This window comes from Psychrobacter sp. APC 3279 (assembly GCF_030407795.1).
Classification (GTDB): Bacteria; Pseudomonadota; Gammaproteobacteria; order Pseudomonadales; family Moraxellaceae; genus Psychrobacter.
On the sequence record NZ_JASDCR010000022.1, the window covers coordinates 44,796 to 65,780 of the forward strand.

At 43.2% G+C, this 20,985-nt stretch carries 17 protein-coding genes; 14 read left to right on the plus strand and 3 right to left on the minus strand.

Going from position 1 to position 20,985, the window contains the following annotated elements; all coding sequences use genetic code 11:
• The first annotated feature begins 111 nt into the window (after positions 1–111).
• The 12 genes from rimO (at position 112) to QL898_RS11980 (ending at position 15,327) form a co-directional block, all read left to right on the plus strand.
• Positions 112–1,698 carry a 30S ribosomal protein S12 methylthiotransferase RimO gene (gene rimO, locus QL898_RS11925; protein WP_201547697.1) on the plus strand — a complete coding sequence of 529 codons (1,587 nt, stop codon included), beginning with the start codon at positions 112–114 and terminating at the stop codon, positions 1,696–1,698.
• A gap of 172 nt (positions 1,699–1,870) precedes the next feature.
• Positions 1,871–2,596 carry a UMP kinase gene (pyrH, locus tag QL898_RS11930; RefSeq protein WP_057759121.1) on the plus strand — a complete coding sequence of 242 codons (726 nt, stop codon included), beginning with the start codon at positions 1,871–1,873 and terminating at the stop codon, positions 2,594–2,596.
• Between the two features lie 112 nt (positions 2,597–2,708).
• Positions 2,709–3,263 (plus strand): ribosome recycling factor, encoded by a 555-nt coding sequence (gene frr, locus QL898_RS11935; protein WP_057759123.1) that lies wholly within the window; start codon positions 2,709–2,711, stop codon positions 3,261–3,263.
• A gap of 389 nt (positions 3,264–3,652) precedes the next feature.
• Positions 3,653–4,411 carry a polyprenyl diphosphate synthase gene (uppS, locus tag QL898_RS11940; protein WP_201547698.1) on the plus strand — a complete coding sequence of 253 codons (759 nt, stop codon included), beginning with the start codon at positions 3,653–3,655 and terminating at the stop codon, positions 4,409–4,411.
• Between the two features lie 189 nt (positions 4,412–4,600).
• Entirely contained in the window at positions 4,601–5,410 is an 810-nt protein-coding gene (locus tag QL898_RS11945) for a phosphatidate cytidylyltransferase (RefSeq protein WP_201547699.1), read from the plus strand.
• Between the two features lie 179 nt (positions 5,411–5,589).
• Entirely contained in the window at positions 5,590–6,798 is a 1,209-nt protein-coding gene (gene ispC, locus QL898_RS11950) for a 1-deoxy-D-xylulose-5-phosphate reductoisomerase (RefSeq protein ID WP_290176993.1), read from the plus strand.
• A 96-nt stretch (positions 6,799–6,894) separates the two neighbouring features.
• The gene (rseP, locus tag QL898_RS11955; protein WP_290176994.1) at positions 6,895–8,271 is read left to right on the plus strand and encodes an RIP metalloprotease RseP; all 1,377 of its coding nucleotides are present in this window, start codon (positions 6,895–6,897) and stop codon (positions 8,269–8,271) included.
• A 262-nt stretch (positions 8,272–8,533) separates the two neighbouring features.
• The gene (gene bamA, locus QL898_RS11960; protein WP_290176995.1) at positions 8,534–10,951 is read left to right on the plus strand and encodes an outer membrane protein assembly factor BamA; all 2,418 of its coding nucleotides are present in this window, start codon (positions 8,534–8,536) and stop codon (positions 10,949–10,951) included.
• Positions 10,952–11,097: 146 nt separating this feature from the next.
• Entirely contained in the window at positions 11,098–12,114 is a 1,017-nt protein-coding gene (gene lpxD, locus QL898_RS11965; RefSeq protein ID WP_201547703.1) for a UDP-3-O-(3-hydroxymyristoyl)glucosamine N-acyltransferase, read from the plus strand.
• 52 nt (positions 12,115–12,166) lie between these two features.
• Complete coding sequence (gene fabZ / locus QL898_RS11970) at positions 12,167–12,703, plus strand: 3-hydroxyacyl-ACP dehydratase FabZ (protein WP_201547704.1); 537 nt, start codon at positions 12,167–12,169, stop codon at positions 12,701–12,703.
• A 173-nt stretch (positions 12,704–12,876) separates the two neighbouring features.
• Positions 12,877–13,656 carry an acyl-ACP--UDP-N-acetylglucosamine O-acyltransferase gene (lpxA, locus tag QL898_RS11975; protein ID WP_057759135.1) on the plus strand — a complete coding sequence of 260 codons (780 nt, stop codon included), beginning with the start codon at positions 12,877–12,879 and terminating at the stop codon, positions 13,654–13,656.
• 318 nt (positions 13,657–13,974) lie between these two features.
• Positions 13,975–15,327 (plus strand): sodium-dependent transporter, encoded by a 1,353-nt coding sequence (locus QL898_RS11980; RefSeq protein ID WP_102094408.1) that lies wholly within the window; start codon positions 13,975–13,977, stop codon positions 15,325–15,327.
• Between the two features lie 141 nt (positions 15,328–15,468).
• Here QL898_RS11980 and tgt read toward each other — a convergent pair whose 3' ends face one another.
• Entirely contained in the window at positions 15,469–16,620 is a 1,152-nt protein-coding gene (gene tgt, locus QL898_RS11985; protein WP_201547705.1) for a tRNA guanosine(34) transglycosylase Tgt, read from the minus strand.
• 360 nt (positions 16,621–16,980) lie between these two features.
• Between tgt and QL898_RS11990 the strand changes: the two genes are divergently transcribed.
• On the plus strand, positions 16,981–17,634 hold the full coding sequence (locus tag QL898_RS11990) for a heme-binding protein (protein WP_201547706.1): 654 nt from the start codon (positions 16,981–16,983) through the stop codon (positions 17,632–17,634).
• A gap of 63 nt (positions 17,635–17,697) precedes the next feature.
• Here QL898_RS11990 and asd read toward each other — a convergent pair whose 3' ends face one another.
• The gene (gene asd, locus QL898_RS11995) at positions 17,698–18,831 is read right to left on the minus strand and encodes an aspartate-semialdehyde dehydrogenase (protein WP_201547707.1); all 1,134 of its coding nucleotides are present in this window, start codon (positions 18,829–18,831) and stop codon (positions 17,698–17,700) included.
• 439 nt (positions 18,832–19,270) lie between these two features.
• Here asd and QL898_RS12000 point away from each other — a divergent pair, with 439 nt between their 5' ends.
• Positions 19,271–20,401, plus strand: a complete 1,131-nt coding sequence (locus QL898_RS12000; protein WP_290176997.1) for an endonuclease/exonuclease/phosphatase family protein — start codon at positions 19,271–19,273, stop codon at positions 20,399–20,401.
• A gap of 469 nt (positions 20,402–20,870) precedes the next feature.
• On the opposite strand, the gene QL898_RS12005 is transcribed toward QL898_RS12000, so the two are convergent.
• Positions 20,871–20,985 (minus strand): transposase (locus QL898_RS12005; RefSeq protein WP_201547709.1); only part of this gene is annotated, 115 nt, incomplete at its 5' end.

Below are 20,985 nucleotides of genomic sequence, written 5' to 3' on the forward strand. Positions count from 1 at the left end.
GCTTGAGATAATATTTAACCACAAATCAAGACTATAGAGCGGCAAAACTGGTGATTTTTGCAAAAAAAACGTACAATGCGCTCAGCCAATTTATCTCTAGCAAGGTCAGCCATGTCCAAAACTTCTACCGAGTCAGTGAATACGACAGCAACAGCTCCTCTATCTGCCGTAAAAGACACTGCCACTATCTTCAATCCTGCCGCGCCTACCATAGTACAAGCGCAGAGTCAGGCAGATGCCAGTCAAACAGATACTAAACAGCCTTACCATCACAAAGCCAACCACAACCAGAACCGTAGTGTAGCTCAAAGCAGCGATGTTACGACTGCCAACGCCACTGCTACGATGCCAGTTAGTGCAGCGCCAAAGATTGGTTTTGTGTCACTAGGTTGTCCAAAAGCATTGGTGGATAGTGAGCGTATTATCACTGAGCTAAGCCGTGACGGCTATCAAGTAGCCAGTGATTATGACGGTGCTGACTTAGTCGTGGTAAACACTTGCGGCTTTATTGAATCAGCGGTACAAGAGTCGCTTGATGCGATCGGCGAGGCCATTAGCAAAAACGGTAAAGTGATTGTTACTGGTTGCTTAGGTAAAGAAGCGGACAAAATCCGTGAGATGCATCCGGCCGTACTAGCAGTGACGGGCGCGCATGCCTATGACGAAGTGATTACGGCAGTGGCGCAGCACGTGCCTAAGCCAAATCGTAGTCAGAACGCTAACTATGATCCAAAAATAGATTTGATTAATGAAGCGGGTATCAAACTGACCCCAAGCCATTATGCTTATCTAAAAATATCAGAAGGCTGTAATCACCGTTGTACGTTCTGCATTATCCCAAGCTTGCGCGGTGATTTGGTATCGCGCCCGATTGATAATGTAATGAACGAAGCGCTAGCGCTCAAAAAAGCTGGCGTGAAAGAATTACTTATCATCTCGCAAGATACCTCGGCATATGGCCTTGACCTAAAGTATAAGACCAGCTTTTGGAATGGTATGCCGCTCAAGTCTAAGTTTTATGACTTATGCAAAGCATTGAACGATTTGGGCATTTGGGTACGTCTGCATTATGTCTATCCGTATCCCCACGTAGACAAAGTCGTTGAGTTGATGGGAGAGAAGAAACTGCTCCCTTATCTGGACATTCCGTTCCAGCATGCCAGTCATCGTATCCTAAAAGCGATGAAACGTCCTGCGCATAGCGAAAACACCTTGGCCCGTATCAAAGCGTGGCGTGATATCTGTCCTGATATCGTGATTCGTTCGACCTTTGTGGTTGGCTTCCCTGGCGAGACAGAAGAAGATTTTCAGTGCTTGCTTGATTGGCTAGTTGAAGCACGTCTTGATCGCGTGGGTGCATTTACTTATTCAGAAGTAGAAGGCGCAGTTGCTAATGACTTGCCTGATCATGTGCCTGAAGACGTCAAGCAGTCTCGCTATGAGCGTTTAATGGCGCTACAGCAAGATATTTCAGCGCAAAAGCTACAAGAAAAAGTCGGCAAGACTTTAACGGTATTGGTCGATGAAATTGATAGCGATGAAAATATTGCTATCTGCCGTAGTTATGCTGATGCACCTGAAATTGATGGTCATGTCTATGTTGATGACATCAACGCTCAAGTTAAAGTAGGGCAGTTCTTAACCGTGACTATCGATGATGCTAGCGAATACGATCTATTCGCCAGTTATCAAGGCTAGATATCCAATAAGATATGCGAGTGAAAATTGCCCAATGGCGGGCAGTTTTTGCTACAATTAGCGCAATTTAGCCTTTTTAATACGCTTAGCTGTAAGTGTGGCGTTGTGGGCAAACTCGATTTGTATTTTACCGATAATTTTCTTTATAATTTCATGATAACAAGGTGACCTCATGTCTGACAAAAACCCGCGTTACGCTCGTATCTTGCTGAAACTCTCCGGTGAAGCCTTAGCTGGTAGTAAAGACATGGGTATTGATACCGAAGTGCTTGATAAAATGAGCTTGTCTATTGCTCACTTGCGTGGACTTGGTGTCCAAGTTGGTATCGTAGTTGGCGGTGGTAACTTATATCGCGGTGCGCAATTGCAAAAAGAAGGTCTCGTTGGCCGTGTTACTGGTGATCAGATGGGCATGCTAGCGACCGTTATGAACGGACTGGCAATGCGTGATGCGCTTGAGCGTCGCAACATAAAAACCCGTTTGATGTCAGCGTTACCGATTGGTGAAGTCACCGAAAGCTATAGCAGTCGTAATGCCATTCGTTATCTCAAAAACGGCGAAGTTTGTATCTTTGTGGCAGGTACGGGTAACCCATTCTTTACCACTGACACTGCTGCTTGTTTGCGCGGTATCGAGATCGAAGCTGGTTTGATTTTAAAAGCGACTAAGGTCGATGGCGTTTATGACAAAGACCCAAGTCTACATGATGATGCAGTCAAGTATGACGGTCTGACTTTTGATGAAGTACTAGAGCAAAAGCTAGGCGTCATGGATTTAACGGCTATCGCATTATGCCGTGAGCATAACGTACCGCTACAAGTGTTTGATATGACTAAGCCTAATGCATTATTGAATGTCATTATGGGTGAGAATGAAGGCACACGAGTTTTTCATTAATTGATGCGATACGGGCAACTAACGTCAGTAAATAGCTAATGATTAGCAATAAATAATTAATATCCCAATAGCAAATAAAAGATTTGTCGGTAACGACAAATAAGGATACACAATGATTAAAGAGATTAAGCAAGACGGCGAAGCACGCATGCAAAAAACGTTGGAAGCGCTTGAAAGCACTTTCAGTAAAGTTCGTACTGGCCGTGCGCATCCAGGTATGTTGTCAGGTGTGATGGTCAGCTACTACGGTTCTGATACACCATTGAACCAAGTAGCAAGCGTCAACGTTGAAGATTCACGTACCTTACTGGTTCAACCGTTTGACCGTACGATGGTGCAAGCAGTAGACAAGGCCATTCGTGAAGCAGATTTGGGTCTAAACCCAATGTCTGCTGATGTGATTCGTGTGCCGATGCCAGCATTGACAGAAGATACTCGTCGCGATATGCAAAAGCTTGCACGTGGGGAAGCTGAGAGCAGCCGCGTTTCTATCCGTAATATTCGCCGTGACATGATGAATGACATCAAAGACTTGGCAAAAGAAAAGGAAATCTCAGAAGATGATGAGCGCCGCGCTAGTGATGACATTCAAAAAATCACTGACAAGTATATCGAAACAATCGATGCTCGCTTGAGTAAGAAAGAAAGCGATTTGATGGAAGTTTAATACTGATATATTTAGTATTCATAGCAAGAATCAGTTTGGTAGATTATCTGTAATTGAGCAGCCAATACTTTATAGCTATTGGCTGTTTATTATTATGTAGACTGATATAGTTAATCCTCTATAAAAGAGCGACAGCGTTAACCTCGCTTGAAGTATCACAGTTACATCTGCACTCGGTTGCTCTGTCTCTCTTTTAAAATGAATCAACTATATGAAGCCATATCTAAAGCAAGCTAAAGGTGTGATTGATTGAACTATGTCCATCGCATTCTGAACGCTAAAAACTAACAATGCAATTGTGATAAGTTAGTGAATTATATAAATGGCGCTTTTTAATCGCCGTTACACACGTTATTATTATTTTACCTTAACAATAAGCAAGTTCGCCTATGTCCACTTCAGCCGTTTTGGCGCCCGCTATTCTTCCTCGTCATATCGCCATCATTATGGATGGTAATAATCGCTATGGTAAGGCCAATGATTTGGGCCACGGTCAAGGGCATGTGGCTGGCAAAGACGCGCTCGATCCTATCGTTGAGTATTGTGTCAATACAGGCATTGAAGTGCTGACCGTATTTGCATTTTCTAGTGAAAATTGGCAGAGACCGCCTAGTGAAGTGGCACTGTTGATGCAGCTGCTCACATCGACGATTCATGAGCAAATGCCGCGTATGAATGAGTATCGTATTCGCTTGCGTTTCATCGGTGATCGCAGTCAACTTAGTGAGTCATTACAAACGCTAATGGCTGATGCGGAAGAAAAGACGGCGGATTTTGATGCAATGACGCTGGTGATTGCAATTAGCTACGGTGGACAGTGGGATATCGCAAACGCAGCAAAAGAGCTGGCTCAGCAAGTGCAAGATGGCAAATTAAAAGCTGAAGATGTCAGCGAAGAGCTGTTAGGTAACTACGTACAATTAGCTGATACCCCAGCAGTAGATATGCTGGTACGTACGGGCGGCGAGTATCGTATTTCTAATTTCTTATTGTGGCAATCTGCTTACGCTGAGCTGTTTTTCACTCCTACATTATGGCCAAATTTTGCAGCAGAAGAGCTAGCTTCGATGATCACAGAGTTTGCTAAACGTCAACGCCGCTTTGGCAAAACCAGCGAGCAGGTAGTGGTAGAGCAGCAAGGTCACTGAGCAATGAGTTGATAGATAAGTTTAGTCGGTTCAGTTCAGTTAGTATTGTATAACTGGTCAATAGGGTTGGTTTATGCAATGATAAACGGCTTGAATGAGTATTGAATGCTATCACTAGGCCATCGTTAGTTAGCTGCTATAATGCATTTTTTGACCATCTGTTCTTCATTATTATAAGGCTCGATAAGTATGTGGCAACGAATTAAGACGGCAATTGTTCTCGTTATTATCGTTGGTATTGCAATGTTTGCGAGCCAAACGCCTATTTTATTTGCACCACTGTTGGCCGTTGGGGTCATTATCGCCGCTCATGAGTGGGCCAAATTAATGCCTAAGTGGCGCCAGCCTGCTGTATTTGTTTTGCTAGTGTTGGCGATAACGCTCATATCGCTGATTTTTAAAGTGACATGGCTGTTTTGGTGGGTGGCTTCATTAGCAATATGGTTGATGGCGCTGTCTTGGGTTCGAGTCTTCCCGACACAAACGAGGTGGTACGGCAACCAGCTAGCTCTAATGGGTGTGGTTATTTTGACCGCGTCAATTACCGCAATGTTTTATCTCTGGCAACTGTCGGCATGGTGGCTGCTGTATGTGTTTTTATTAGTATGGTGTGCAGATAGCGGTGCGTATTTCGTTGGACGCAAGCTTGGTCGCCGAAAAATGGCACCAAATGTCTCACCCAATAAGAGCATGGAAGGGTTGGCTGGTGGCCTCGTCACAGGGCTGTTAGTTGTGGTGGCTATTAGCGTCTTTAAATTACAGCTGACCGGTGTACCGTTAATCGCATTTGTAGCGTTATCGGCCATCACTATTCTTGCCTCTGTATTTGGAGATTTGTTTGAGTCAATGCTCAAGCGCCGTGCTGATGTAAAAGATTCAGGCACTATCTTGCCAGGTCACGGTGGTATCCTTGACCGTATCGATTCTCTGTTGTCTGCTACACCGATATTTGCCCTTGGTTTTTGGGCGATACAGCAGCTTGGCTTGATAGTGGTGTAAGTTTATATAGCAGCACTTTTCTATTTGAACCTGTTCTGTAGTCAGTTCACCATAATATTGGTATAAGTCAGCCGAGAGCGAACAATGCATTGGTATGGCAAGCGTGGCTACTAGCATGACAATTTTATAGTTAACAGACAATATTCTATTTTTATTACTTTTAAGTATCATGGGCATTGATGGTTATGACGCAACGCATCGCCGTACTAGGCGCGACAGGCTCGATTGGCGATAGCACTCTAACAATATTAGCGGCGCAACCGCACACCTATGAAGTCTATGCTTTATCAGGCTATCATCGCTTAGATAAGCTATTTGCACTTTGTCAGCAGTTTTTGCCGAAACGCGTCAGTGTGCCGACGTCAGCCGTAGATGATTTTGCTAACAGGCTTAAAGCAGCAGGGATTGCTAGTGATGTCGTAGGGGGCGAGGCAGGATTGGTAGATATTGCCACTGACTCACAAACTGATACGGTTGTAGCGGCGATTGTAGGGGCGGCAGGGTTGCCGTCTACATTGGCAGCAGCCCGTGCAGGTAAGCGTATCTTATTGGCCAACAAAGAAGCCTTAGTCATGGCAGGTAAGGTCATGATTGATGCGGTCAAGACGCATAAAGCCACTTTGCTACCGCTCGACTCTGAACACAATGCCATTTTTCAATGCTTGCCACTCGCTATTCAGCAAGATAATACGCAAATCCATCAGTCAAATTATGGTGTCCGCAAACTATGGTTAACAGCCTCTGGTGGGCCATTTTTGCAGCAGTCGTTCGAGCAAATGCAGCAGGCAAGCGTCGCAGAAGCAGTCAAACACCCGAATTGGTCAATGGGTCAAAAGATCTCTGTCGATTCGGCGACAATGATGAATAAGGGGCTTGAGCTGATAGAAGCCTGTCATTTATTTGATTTGCCTGAAGATAAGATAAATGTGGTCATTCATCCACAAAGTATCATTCACTCAATGGTAGAATATAGCGATGGCAGCTTTTTAGCACAGCTGGGCAGTCCAGACATGAAAACCCCCATTGCGCACGCGCTGAGCTATCCTGATCGAATTGATAGTGGCTCGCAGCCGTTAGACTTATTTGCACTTAGTGGTTTGGAGTTTATTGAGCCTGACTTGCAAAAATTTGCCTGCCTGCGTTTGGCTCGCCAAGCCATGCAAGCTGGAACACAAGCCACTATTGTGCTCAATGCGGCAAACGAAATTGCAGTGGCGGCGTTCCTCGATGGTAAAATTCGTTTGACGGACATTGCTAATATTAACGAACAAGCCTTAAATGACATACAGCTGCCACCATTGAACGAAACTGCTGACATAGAAGATATATTGGCAATCGATAAGATTGCACGCCACCTGACTGATAAGTTGGTAGCAAAGCTGACATAATCGTAGCAAGCGTCTCTTAGCTGATACATGACATTGATAAACGATATTAGTGAAGATGTTAATAAAAATGCTGAGAGACAATACTGAGAAAAAATCATGACGTTTTTACTAACACTTCTTGCCGCCATATTTGTCTTGGGCCCGCTTATTGCCTTACACGAGTGGGGACATTATATTGTGGCGCGGCTTTGCGGTGTCAAAGTGCTAACGTACTCTATCGGTTTTGGTCCTAAAGTTTTTGGTTGGACCAGCAAAAAGAGCGGTATTGATTATCGTATCTCAGCATTGCCACTCGGCGGTTATGTAAAAATGCTGGATGAACGTGAAGGTAATGTCGCAAAAGATGAGCAGCACCTTGCGTTTAATCGGCAGCATCCGCTCAAGAAAATTGCTATCGTTGCAGCTGGCCCTATCATGAATTTTGTCATCGCTATCGCGCTATTTTGGGTACTATTTATGACCCCATCTGAGCAGTTGGCGACTAAGATTGGTCAGGTACTACCAGATACGCCTGCTGCAATGGCACAGCTGCCAGTCGGCGATAAGATCGTTGCGATTGATGGACATGATGTGCAGACATGGGAAGGTATTAACTATCGCCTTGCAGGACGTATGGGTGAGACGGATAATGTCAGCATTACCTTGCAGTCAGATGCCCAAACCGATCAGTCGACTAAGACATATAAAGCACCAGTTACGCAGTTTATGCAAGGCGAGGCTCAAGGCAAAGACGCATTGACCAGCTTTGGTATGTTGCCATGGCAGCCGCAGATTGTACCGATTGTAGGCGGTTTGGCTCCCGATGGTGCCGCTAGCCGCCAAGGTCTAAAGGTTGGCGACCGCATTACTGCTATTAATAATGAGTCAATCGAAGATTGGATTACTGCCACACGTATCATCCGTGATAATCCTGAAACGCTATTGAACTTTACGGTGTTGCGTGATGACAAGCCTGTACAGTTGCAAATTATGCCCCAAGGCAAAAAAGACAACTTGGGTAATGATTACGGACAGATTGGTGCGATGGTGGATCAGACTGAGATTGTGATTCCTGACGATTACAAGACTACCGTGGTCTATGGTCCTAGTGAGTCGTTAGTTAAGTCGTTTGAAAAGACTGAGCAGCTCGCAGTAATGACCGTAAGCTCGATGGGAAAAATGCTGTCAGGTATGATTGGTTTAGACAATTTATCAGGGCCAATTACTATTGCCAAAGTCGCTAAACAAAGCTTTGATATCAGTTGGCAAATGGTATTATCGACAGCGGCGCTAATTAGCCTGAGTCTTGCCGTCTTAAACCTTTTGCCGATTCCAGTATTAGATGGTGGTCATATTGTCTATCATTTTATTGAGCTGATTCGCGGTAAGCCACTGTCTGAAGGTGTGCAAATGGTCGGTCTAAATATCGGTTTACTCTTGCTGGCAGGTTTCATGGTGTTAGCAATTGGTAATGACATCAGCCGGCTATTTTGATCGGCGGATGAACAATATGGCTGATAAAGCACGATATACTAATGGTTTTACGCCTATTATAGGCTGATTATTGTTATGATAGGCATGCTACTCTGTGTCGCAGCCTCTGTACTAATCGTAATTTTTAGTTTATTTTGTGATGCAATTTATATAAAGTGTTCTGAGTTACCCTTGCATGGGTTTATAACCTTATGCGCACGGGTTAGACAATACGTGCCTTTTAACTTAACTTAAGCAATTTTTTTATTGACGGATAGTGTTTATGCGTACGCCTTTAATTATGAGCGCGGCTGGGTTGCCGTTAGTTGTAGCGATGATGAGTATGCCAGTACAGGCTGCAGAATTTGTAGTAACTGACATCGGTTTTAATGGCTTACAACGCCTAACCCCTGATAGCCTCTATCCGGTCTTACCTGTTACGGTAGGCGATACGGTGAATGATAGTAGCTTAGCTGCCAGTATTAAGGCGCTATATGCAACTGAAAACTTTGCTGATATTCAAAGCCGTGTCGAAGGTGGCAAGCTAAGGTTTGACGTCATTGAGCGTCCAACGATCGCTGAAGTTACCTTTGAAGGTAACAAGCTTATTCCAAAAGAAGGGCTTGAGCAGGGACTGAAGAATGCTGGACTGTCTGCTGGTGACGTGCTCAAGCAGTCTACTTTGCAAGGCGTGGCCAATGAGCTACAACAGCAATACATTAGCCAAGGTTACTACAATAGTAATATCGAAGTAGATCAAACGGTACTTGATGGTAACCGCGTAAAACTTGATGTGCGCTTTGTAGAAGGCAAGCCTGCTAAAGTTGTTGATATCAATATCATTGGTAACAAGCATTTTAGTGATGAAGAGATTAAAGACGTTTTCGCAGTAAAAGAGTCTTCATGGACGCGTCTATTATCTAAGTCTGATCGTTACGCTCAAGAAAAACTGGCAGCCAGTTTAGAGAGTTTAAAGGCGCTATATCAGAACGATGGTTATGTGCGTTTTTCAGTTGATAATGCTGTACTGAACATCAGTGAAGACAAGAGTAGTGTGTTTATCGAAGTTAGCCTAAGCGAAGGCGAACAATACCAGTTTGGCGAAGTGAACTTTTTAGGTAAACCTACCTTTGAGAATAGTGAGCTAAAAGAGCTGGTGAGCTTTGCATCTAATGAAAAATACTCGCAAGCAAAACTGGACGAAACCACTGCTTCTCTTAAAAGACGCTATGGTAACGAAGGCTATTATCTAGCTCAAATCAGACCAGTACCACGTATCAATGACGATACGAAAATGGTCGATGTCGATTACTATATCGACCCTGCACGTCCTATCTACGTTCGCCGTATCAACTTTACGGGTAATATCAAAACGCAAGACGAAGTATTACGTCGTGAAATGCGTCAGTTAGAAGGTACGCTGTCGTCCAATGACAAAATTCAGCTGTCACGCACGCGTTTGATGCGTACTGGCTTCTTTAAAAATGTCACTGTAGATGTTAAGCCAGTACCTAACCAGCCAGATCAAGTCGATGTAAACTATGTGGTTGAAGAGCAGCCTTCTGGTAGCTCAACGATTGCAGCCGGTTACTCACAAAGTGGTGGTGTGACTTTCCAGTTGGATTTGACTCAAAACAACTTTATGGGTACCGGTAACCGTGTCAAGGCTGCGCTTTCTCGTTCAGAAACACGCGACTCTTATAGCCTAGGTTATACTGATCCGTACTTTACAGAAAACGGTGTCTCTCAAGGTATCAGCGGTTACTATCGCAAAACCAAATATGATGACGACAACGTTAGTAACTATGTGACCGATTCATATGGTGCGACGTTGAACTATAGTTATCCTATTGATGAAACCAAACGCCTGAGTGCTGGCCTAAATGTAGACAACACAAAGGTTCGTGGTGGTCGTTACCTAGGTATATCTAATGTTCAAGAAATTCTAGACGAAGGCGGTACAAAAACGCCGGAAGTCGAGACTGATGGGGTTGCTAGCTTCAAGAATGACTATCAGACTTACAACCTATTGTTTGGTTGGGACTACAGCACCCTAGACCGTCCAGTATTCCCTACCAAAGGGATGAGCCATGCGATTGATGCAACTATCGGCCTTGGCGATGCTAACTATCAAAAGCTAACTTATAGCGGCAATATATATTACCCTATTTATAAAGACGTGATCGCGCGTGGTTATACTAAGCTTGGTTATGGTAATGATTTACCGTTCTATGAGAACTTCTATGCTGGTGGTTATGGCTCAGTACGTGGCTATGAATCATCTACTCTAGGACCTAAATCACAAGTTTATCTTGATGCAGTCAATGACTCAAATAATCAAACCTTCACTGCAGAAGAAGTGGGTGGTAACGCATTGGCAACGTTTGGTGCTGAATTGATTCTACCAATGCCATTTAAAGGTGATTGGGCAGATCAGGTACGTCCAGTATTGTTTGCTGAAGGTGGTCAGGTCTTTGACACCTCTGATAAAGAAGATCGTACTTTTATCAATCCTAGCAATGGGGAAGATACAGAGATTCCGTTATTAACCCAAGATAATGACTTCCGCTACAGTGCGGGTGCTGGTATTACTTGGTATACACCAATTGGTCCAATCTCACTTAGCTATGCGGTACCATTTGGTGACAAAGAAGGCGATGAGACTGAAAAAGTCCAGTTCCAGATTGGTAATACATTCTAAATTAATGACATCATTCTCATCTATTTGAGCAGTTTCAAAGATTGTCTCAAATAGACGGAAATATCATTAGAGCTTAGTAGGTCGTCAAAACGCATTGTTATTTTGGCGACCGTTTCATTTATAACCATATTTTATTAATAGTCATTATGATAACGATTGAGCAACTCATTACTCGAATTGAGCAGCGTCAGCCTATTATTAATAAGGCTGAGATTGATACTGAGCAATTGTGTCAACCATTCAGTAGCGTCGGTAGTTTGACGACGGCCAGTCAGCAGCAGTTAAGCTTTTTGGCAGATCCTCACTACATCTCTAGCTTGGCTAGCAGTGACGCAGGCGCGGTGTTGGTGACGGAAGCATATCGTGACCAAGTGCCTACCTCAGCGATAGCGCTAGTCGTCTCAAATCCATATTTGGCTTATGCCAGTGCCAGTCAGCTGTTTGCACGTCATTCTTTATCTAACGGGATTCATCCTAGTGCTGTGATTGCAGATAGTGCTGTTATTGGCGAGCAAGTCAATATCGGCCCTTTTTGCGTGATTGGTGACAATGTACAAATAGGGGCGCGTAGCTCACTCGATGCTCATGTTGTGGTTGAAGCTAATACCAGTATCGGTACCGACTGTGTGATTAAGTCGCAAGTCGTTGTCGGGCCTGAGAGTGTCATTGGCAGTCACGTTAGATTGCATGCAGGGGTAAGCATCGGATCTGAAGGGTTTGGTTTTGCTCCTACTAAAGATCCTAGTAACACAGGTTGGGAGCGTATAGCCCAGTTAGGCCGCGTCATTATTGGTGATTATGTGCGAGTTGGTAGCCAGACGTGTATCGATCGTGGTGCTATCGATGATACCGTTATTGGTAATCACGTGATTATTGATAATTTGGTACAAGTTGCCCATAACGTCCGTATCGGTGACGGTACTGCTATTGCTGCTCAAACTGGCATTGCGGGTAGTACTACGATAGGGAAGCGCTGTATAATAGGCGGCGCTGTCGGTATCACAGGTCATATTGAGATTACAGACGATGTCGTTTTGTCTGGTATGACCATGGTAACCAAATCCATTAAAACCGCTGGTTCATATTCATCTGGTACTGCTGCAATGCCGACTGCTAATTGGCGACGTGCTGCTGTACGTTTTCGTCAGCTAGGCAATAACTAATGCAAACACAAACAAATAATAAATATTCAAAACACAGCAAGGAAGCGTCATTATGAGCAATAACAATATAGATATCCCAACTGATAAAGACGTTAAAAGCTTGGCTGAGCAAGGTCTTACGCTACCATTGACGTATCATACGATTAAGCATTATTTACCGCATCGTTATCCTTTTATGCTGGTAGATCGTATTGTAGCTTGTACGCCAGGTGAGTGTATTACTGGTATCAAAAACGTGACTATTAATGAAGAGTTTTTTAATGGGCATTTTCCTGACGAGCCAATCATGCCAGGGGTATTGATGGTAGAGGCAATGGCACAGGTTTCAGGCATACTTGGGTTCATTACCGCAGGTCTGACTTCAGAAGACGGTTACCTCTATCTATTTGCAGGTGTGGATAAAGTCCGTTTTAAACGCCGTGTGATTCCTGGTGATCAGCTTATCATTCGCGCAAAAACTGTGATGCAAAGACATGGTATCTATAAGTTTGATTGTACTGTCCATGTCGAAGATGAATTGGCGGCTAGTGCGCAAATTATGATTGCACGTCAAGAGCAGCAAAAACCTGCTAACGTGAAGGGTGCTTAAGTTTTTAATAAGCCATACTGTACAAAGAGCAATATTGAAACCGCTCACTACCACTGCAATAAATAGCTACATGTAAATTCAACAACATAACTGGTATTAGCTTCGTTAGTAACACTGAAATAGCGATACTTTTTTATTATTTACTCGCATCAAATGATACAAGGGCCCATCTTATGAGTCAGATTCATCCTACAGCACTCATCTCACCGTCCGCGCAGATTGACGAGACTGCTATCATCGGGCCCTATTGTATCGTTGGTGATGAAGTATCAATTGGTGCGCATACGGTTTTGCATAGACATGTCGTTGTGACTAAACTGACTCGTATTGGCCAACACAATGAGTTTTATCAATTTGCGAGTATTGGTGAAGATCCTCAAGACTTGAAATATGCAGGTGAGCGCACTTGGCTTGAAATCGGCGATCACAATACGATTCGTGAAGCCTGTAGCTTACACCGTGGTACAGCGCAAGACGGCGAGCTGACTAAAATCGGCAGTCATAATCTACTGATGGTAAACACCCATGTCGCACATGATTGTGTTATTGGCGATCATAACGTACTGGCTAACAATGTCGGTGTAGCGGGGCATGTGACTATTGGCGACCATACCATCATCGGTGGTAACTCAGGTATTCATCAGTTTTGTACAGTAGATGACTATAGCTTGATTGGCGGAGCAAGCCTCATTCTAAAAGATGTGGCTGCATTTACGATGGTATCTGGCAATCCAGCAAAGGCTCATGGACTCAATATCGAAGGCATGCGCCGTAAAGGTTGGTCAAAAGAAACGATTAATGTATTACGTCAAGCGTACCGTACGATTTTCAGATCAGGTTTGACCACTGCACAAGCGTTGGAAGTCTTACATAGTGAGCTATTGGCTAAAGAGCCAAAAATTCAGCTACTTATTGATTCATTACAAAATAGTAGCCGCGGTGTTGTACGCTAAAGAAAGCATAACACGATTAAAGCATAACTCGATTCATGATGAGTTTGACACTTTTAATAAGCTAAATTTTTATAGAATGAAGACGAATTACGTAGAAGCCATAACTATTAGTTATGGCTTTTTATATTTATGAGCACTTGACTTTTCTGGTCGCTTAGCAGAAACTGAGCGTTTACGATATTGTAATCAATTCTTTCTTAATGTTGCTGGGCGTTTCACATCGAAGCGTTTACTAAATAGCTCAATGGTAAGGCCGACTATTTATGTTGATCAAGGAAGATTATCAGTAACGTTAATTGAAGCACGAGGACGGAAAAAATGGCTATCAATAAACAAGAACATGCCCAATGGAGCTCAAGCTTTGGCTTCGTATTGGCAGCAGTAGGCTCAGCAGTTGGTCTAGGAAACATATGGAAATTTCCATACATGGTTGGCGAAAGCGGTGGTTCAGCTTTCGTTATTGCCTATTTGTTCTGTATCGCGCTGGTCGGTTTTCCGATATTAGTTGCTGAATGGTTAATTGGTCGACGTGGTCAAAAAAACCCAGTCAATACTTTTTCAGACGTAGCAGCGACTGAAGGTAAGTCACGTAGCTGGGGCATCGTTGGTGCTACTGGTATTTTAGGTGGCTTCTTAATTCTATCGTTCTATAGTGTGATCGGTGGTTGGGCGCTTAACTATATTACTAAAGTTGCAACAGGTAGCTTTGCTGGTCAAGACAGTGATTCTGTTGCTGCAACCTTTGATGCTATGCTTGCATCAGCTGGTACATTGACGATCTGGCATACGGTATTTATGATTTTAACCGCTGTCATCGTTGGTATTGGTGTGACAAGTGGTATCGAAAAAACAGCTAAGATTTTAATGCCATTATTGGGTGTGATTCTATTCGTTATCGTCGGTTATAACGTGATGAACGGTGGATTTGGTGAAGCAGTTGCTTACCTATTTACACCAGATCTTAGCAAACTAACGGCTGATGTTATGCTTGCAGCATTAGGTCATGCATTCTTCACACTATCAATTGGTATGGGTATAATGGTTGCTTATGGTTCGTATTTGGGCCGTGAAGTAAACTTACTAAAAACAGCACGTACCGTTGTTATTTTAGATACGGTTATTGCGTTGGCTGCTGGTCTTGCCATCTTCCCAATCATCTTTAGCAATGGTCTAGATCCTGCATCAGGTCCTGGTCTTATCTTTGTAAGTTTACCAATTGCTTTCGGTAGCATGGGTGCGGGCACTATCATTGGCGCATTGTTCTTCTTGCTTATTACCTTTGCAGCTATCACCTCATCTATCTCGTTACTTGAGCCAACCGTTGAGTTATTAGAAGAGCGTACGTCGATGAGTCGTACTGTATCGACTATCGTGGCAAGTACAGTAATCTGGTTGTTAGGTATTGCAGCACTGCTATCGTTCAACCTATGGTCTGACTTTACTATCATGGGTAATGGTATCTTTGATGCATTAGATAAGCTTACTAGTAAGTTCCTATTGCCTCTAACAGGTCTGGCTGCAATTGTATTTGTTGGTTGGAAAATGGATCAACGTAACATTCAGCAAGAGCTTGGTTTATCTAATGGTACATGGCAGCTGTGGCAAATCGTTGCGAAATTCATCGCGCCAATCGCTGTTATTGTAGTATTTGTGACGTCATTGATGGGATAGTAGTCAAAATAGACTCTACTTAAATCATTAAGTGATAATCATTGAGTGATAAAAGCAGCACAGAAAAAGGGCTTAAGATTATTCTTAAGCCCTTTTTTATTTCAACAGATATCATTATACGTTCGTGAATATTAAACAGGATTAACGCAAGTTTAACTCAGGAACCGTTTGACCGCGTTTGGCATAAAACTCGCTGACAAACTCATCAAATTTATCTTGCTCGATAGCATCTCTAATACCTTGCATCAAACGTTGGTAATAGCGTAAATTATGAATAGTCGCTAACTGAGCACCTAGCATCTCTTTGCACTTGTTAAGATGGTACAGATAAGCACGGCTAAAGTTTTGGCAAGTATAGCAGTCACATTCAGGATCTAATGGGCCTTCATCATTGCGATATTGGCTATTACGAATACGTACCACACCAGCATTGTCTGAATCGCCCGTCACAAAGTAATGACCATTACGCGCGTTACGCGTTGGCATCACACAGTCGAACATATCTACACCGCGGCGTACACCTTCAACTAAATCCTCAGGCTTACCAACACCCATAAGATAGCGCGGCTTATCTGCTGGCATATCATCAGGCAGGTAGTCTAGGACGTCTATCATCTCTTCTTTAGGCTCGCCAACTGATAGACCGCCAATAGCATAACCATCGAAGCCAATCTCTAACAGGCCTTCAAGTGATTGCTGACGCAAATCAGGATACATGCTGCCTTGTACAATACCGAATAATGCGTTGGTACTGCCCAGTCTGTTGTGCTCATCGATACAGCGCTGTCCCCAACGTAACGATAGCTCTAACGACTTTTTCGCTTCATCATGAGTGGCTGGATAAGGCGTACACTCATCGAACTGCATGACGATGTCTGAGTTCAAGCTGTACTGAATTTGCATGGATTTTTCTGGTGAGAGAAATACCTTTGCGCCATCGATAGGAGATTTAAAATTTACGCCTTCTTCGGTAATTTTACGCATTGCGCCGAGGCTGAATACTTGGAAACCGCCTGAATCGGTCAAGATAGGCTTGTCCCAATGCATAAACTTATGTAAGCCACCAAATTTATCAATGACTTCAGTACCCGGACGTAACCAGAGATGGAAGGTATTGCCCAAAATAATATCAGCACCAATGGCTTCGATATCACGTGGCAGCATGCCTTTGACCGTACCATAAGTACCAACAGGCATAAAAGCAGGCGTTTGCACGTCGCCATGATTGAGATGAACCGTACCACGGCGTGCACGCGTTGCACCGCTGGCCGTTTTATGTAAGACAAATTGCATATGATAACCGCTATTTAAGCTATGAAAATGACGCTAATTATAGCATTGTTAGCGGTTTTTTGGACATATAGTCAGAGAATCACTGAACTACTACGGCGTTACTCTCCCTAAATATACTACTTGTACAATTTTTAGTTGGCTACCTTGTACCTGTTTTAGCGTTCTCTAACTATAAATACTAGGTGTTATCGATATACGCGCAATATACACTTTGGTCAATATTGATTTACCATAACCAAAAAACACAGATAGCACGCCAAAAGACACAGACAGTGCTAGAGGTCTATTGATACAGTAGAAGTTATACAGGTGAGGTAGTAATCATTGCCACACCATGCTTTTAGATGCTGGAGACATGATATGAAAAAGACAGGTTATTTATTATTAATGGGCGGATTATTGTTGATATCAGGAGGGGCTATGGCTACCGAAGAGCCGAAATATACGGTGTTGACCCAAGTAGATGACTTTGAGCTGCGTCGCTATGATGAGCAGCTAGTAGCGCAAACGTGGGTGAGTGGTGACCAAGACTCAGCAAGTCGTGAAGGATTTAAGATCTTAGCGGACTATATTTTTGGTAATAACACAGCACCAAGTGGAGACAGTAGTAAAATCAGTATGACGGCACCTGTTACGATGCAAGCTGATAATAAAAAAAGTGATAATGAGTCACAGAAAATTGCCATGACATCACCAGTCAGTATGCAACAAGACGATGGTAAGTGGCGCGTACAATTTACGATGCCTAGTAAATATACAATACAGACACTGCCTAAGCCAAACAATCCAAACGTTGAGATTGTAGAAGTGCCTGCACAGACGTACGGTGTGATTAAGTTCTCTTGGCTAGCAGGAGAAGATAAAGTAGCGGAAAAAACCGAAGCGTTGCAAACATGGATGCAAGACCAAAATTTGACGCCTACAGGCGAGCCTGTATTGGCCCGTTATAATCCACCTTGGACGCTACCATTCTTACGTCGCAATGAGGTGATAATTGCTTATCAACCTAAGTAATAACAATCCATAAAAAAAGACAGCAATCGCTGTCTTTTTTGTGCTTAATTTAAGGTATCTGAGTTAGACGTTTTGCTCACGAATGATATTAAGCATACGACGTAATGGTTCTGCTGCACCCCATAACAACTGATCACCAACGGTAAATGCACCTAGATATTCAGGGCCCATATTAAGCTTACGCAAGCGACCTAGAGCAACAGTCAAGGTGCCAGTCACGGCTACTGGCGTTAGGCGATTCATAGTAGCTTCTTTGTCATCTTCGACCAAGTCCAACCACTCGTTGCCACTGTTTTTAAGTGCAGCTTCGATTTCTTCTAGCGGAATGTCTTTTTTCAGTTTGATCGTTAAACCTTGCGCATGACAACGCATGGCACCGACGCGTACACACATGCCATCGATAGGAATCGTACTGGCTTCATCATTACCTAAGATCTTATTGGTCTCGACGCCGCCTTTCCATTCCTCTTTTGACTGTTTGTTTTCTAGCTGTGCGTCGATATAAGGAATCAAGCTACCTGCCAGTGGTACACCGAAGTATTGTGTAGGGAAGTCTGCTGAACGCTGAGTTTGAGCGATTTTTTTATCAATCTCAAGAATAGCGCTAGCAGGGTCAGCCAATTCGTCTTGAACGGCATCACGTAACACACCCATGCCACTAATTAACTCGCGCATGTTGTTTGCGCCAGAACCACTAGCAGCTTGATATGTCATGGCGCTGACCCATTCGACCCAACCTTTATTAAACAGCTCACCGATAGCCATCAACATCAATGATACGGTACAGTTACCACCGATAAAGTCTTTTTTGCCATTGGCTAGGGCACTATCAATAACGTTACGGTTGACTGGATCAAGAATGATGATGCTGTCATCTTTCATTCGCAGCGTACTTGCCGCATCAACCCAATAGCCGTTCCAACCACTATCACGCAATGGTTGATGGACTTTTGACGTATAGTCACCACCTTGGCAAGTAATCACGACATCACAAGCAGCAAGTGCGTCAATATCATGAGCGTCTTTTAGTTGGCCGGTTTCAATACCATCGAATTTTGGTGCATCGCCACCAGCATTACTGGTAGAAAAAAACACGGGTGTAATACCGTTGAAGTCATTTTCTTCCTGCATACGTTGTATTAATACTGACCCTACCATACCGCGCCAGCCTACCAAACCTACTGTTAAATCACTCATGAAGTTCAATCCTATTTACAATTATTTGTTGCATCGTCAACCGATAACAATGCCGTGAATGGCGCGAAAAAGCAAGGCGTTTTGGCTATTATTTGGCCGTTTTCCATACACTATTAACTATGTCGACTATAACTTTAAGTTATTACTATTGATGAGATGCTCGGCTATCTTGCGACCTCAAAAATATAGTGTTTAATAAATCACGCATTACATTGAATGAGCCAATATTGTAACGTTTTATGATAGTTGTCGCATAATTGAGACTCACATGTAGGCGAGAATCTTCTGAAGTGCTAAAGTAAGTCTCAAACACAATGATTCGACGTTAGTTATTTGAGGTCAGGTGAGTTAAAACCACAATATTTCTTATCAAATAAAAGCTTGACCAATATACATCATCAGCTCTATCAACATATCAATCAACGGTTAGTACCTACTTATGGATCTCTCACTATTATATTACGGCTCACAAGGTCTAGCAGGATTCATCGCCTTTGTCACAATCTGGGGCTGGTTGCCGCTGGATAACTGGTGGGTGCGCGGTGTTGAGTTTCCACGTATTCAGATAATGGTGCTTGGTATTATCGCTTGGGTCGGCATGATAGTGTTTTTCTCAGAGTGGGAATTAGGGCAGTGGCTATTGTTTGTTGTGCTGAGCGGTACGTTAGCATTTCAGCTGAGAATGGTACTGCCATATACTAAATTGTGGAAAAAAGAAGTTCAAAAGGCAAAAGATAAGCCAGAAGGGCAAGCGCATCAAATAAAAATTATGGTATCGAACGTATTGACGCCCAATGACGAAACGCAAAAGCTGGTCGATTTGGTTAAGCAAAAGCAGCCAGATATCTTAATTACATTAGAGAGTGACAAGAAATGGGAGCAAGCCTTACACCAAGTCGAGTCTGACTATCCCTACACCGTGAAAGTGCCACTAGATAATTTATATGGTATGCACTTGTATTCTAAGCTTGAGCTGATTGATCCTGAAATTAAGTATTTGATGATAGATGATATACCGTCTATTCATACACAGTTGCGTTTGCAAGGAGGCCGCGTCGTTTGGTTATATTGCTTGCATCCCATGCCGCCTAGCCCAACTGAAGCTGATAAGTCCACCACGCGTGACGCTGAGCTGCTCATGGTGGGTAAACATATAAAGGAAAACGACCAAACGGCGATACTGGCAGGTGATCTTAATGATGTCGCATGGTCAAAAACCACACGTCGTTTCCAACGTATCTCAGGACTACTAGATCCTCGTATTGGTCGACATTTTATTAATACCTTCCATGTTAAATATCCATTTCTGCGTTGGGCTTTAGATCATATCTTCCATAGTGCCTGCTTTACAGTGGTTGATATTCAGCGTATGCCATCCGTAGGATCTGATCACTTTCCTGTGATGACTACCTTGCAATATGAGCCAGAAGAAGCAAGCAAGCAAGAAGGCAATGCGCCTACGGCACAAGCAGAAGATATCCAAGAAACTGACAACAAAATCGAAGAAGGCAAGAAAGAAGGCGAAAAAGTGTCAGAAGAGCACAGACAAGAGCAGCGCAGTTTTGGTTGATAAAAGAGGCTGTTTATTAACGGTAATGCATAAAAGTGATGTAAGCATATGCTTACGCAAAATAGAGTCTTTAGCTTCTATCGGCACCAAATTCATTGGCCTATAATACATCCATCAACACAAGGATACGCATGGATGTAGTGTTGAGACAGTACCAATAAAAGTACAGGTCAGCCCGCTGTCTTATATAATACTGTTAAATGACTTAGGATGAGTCAGCACGGAAGAGAGATAATAACAATAACACGAAGTATTGAAACCCTGAACCAATCGCCCTAGGTTCGGGGTTTTTCTTTGTGTGGATTTTGGTTTAATAAAGTTTAAAATGCTTAACTCCGATATTTTTTTAAAGCTTCCAGTTAAATATCTAACTGCGCAAAACAAAGAAGGGTATATGCAATAGCATATACCCTTCTTTGTTTAAATCGATTCAGTACTTTCGCTAACTTAATACTACTAGGGCGTGTCATCAATTAAGCCAAATGACACAAGAAACCAGATAAATAGCACTCAAGAAATGACGGGCTAACTTATCATAGCGAGTAGCAATCGCACGATACTGCTTAATCTTGGCAAAGAAGTTC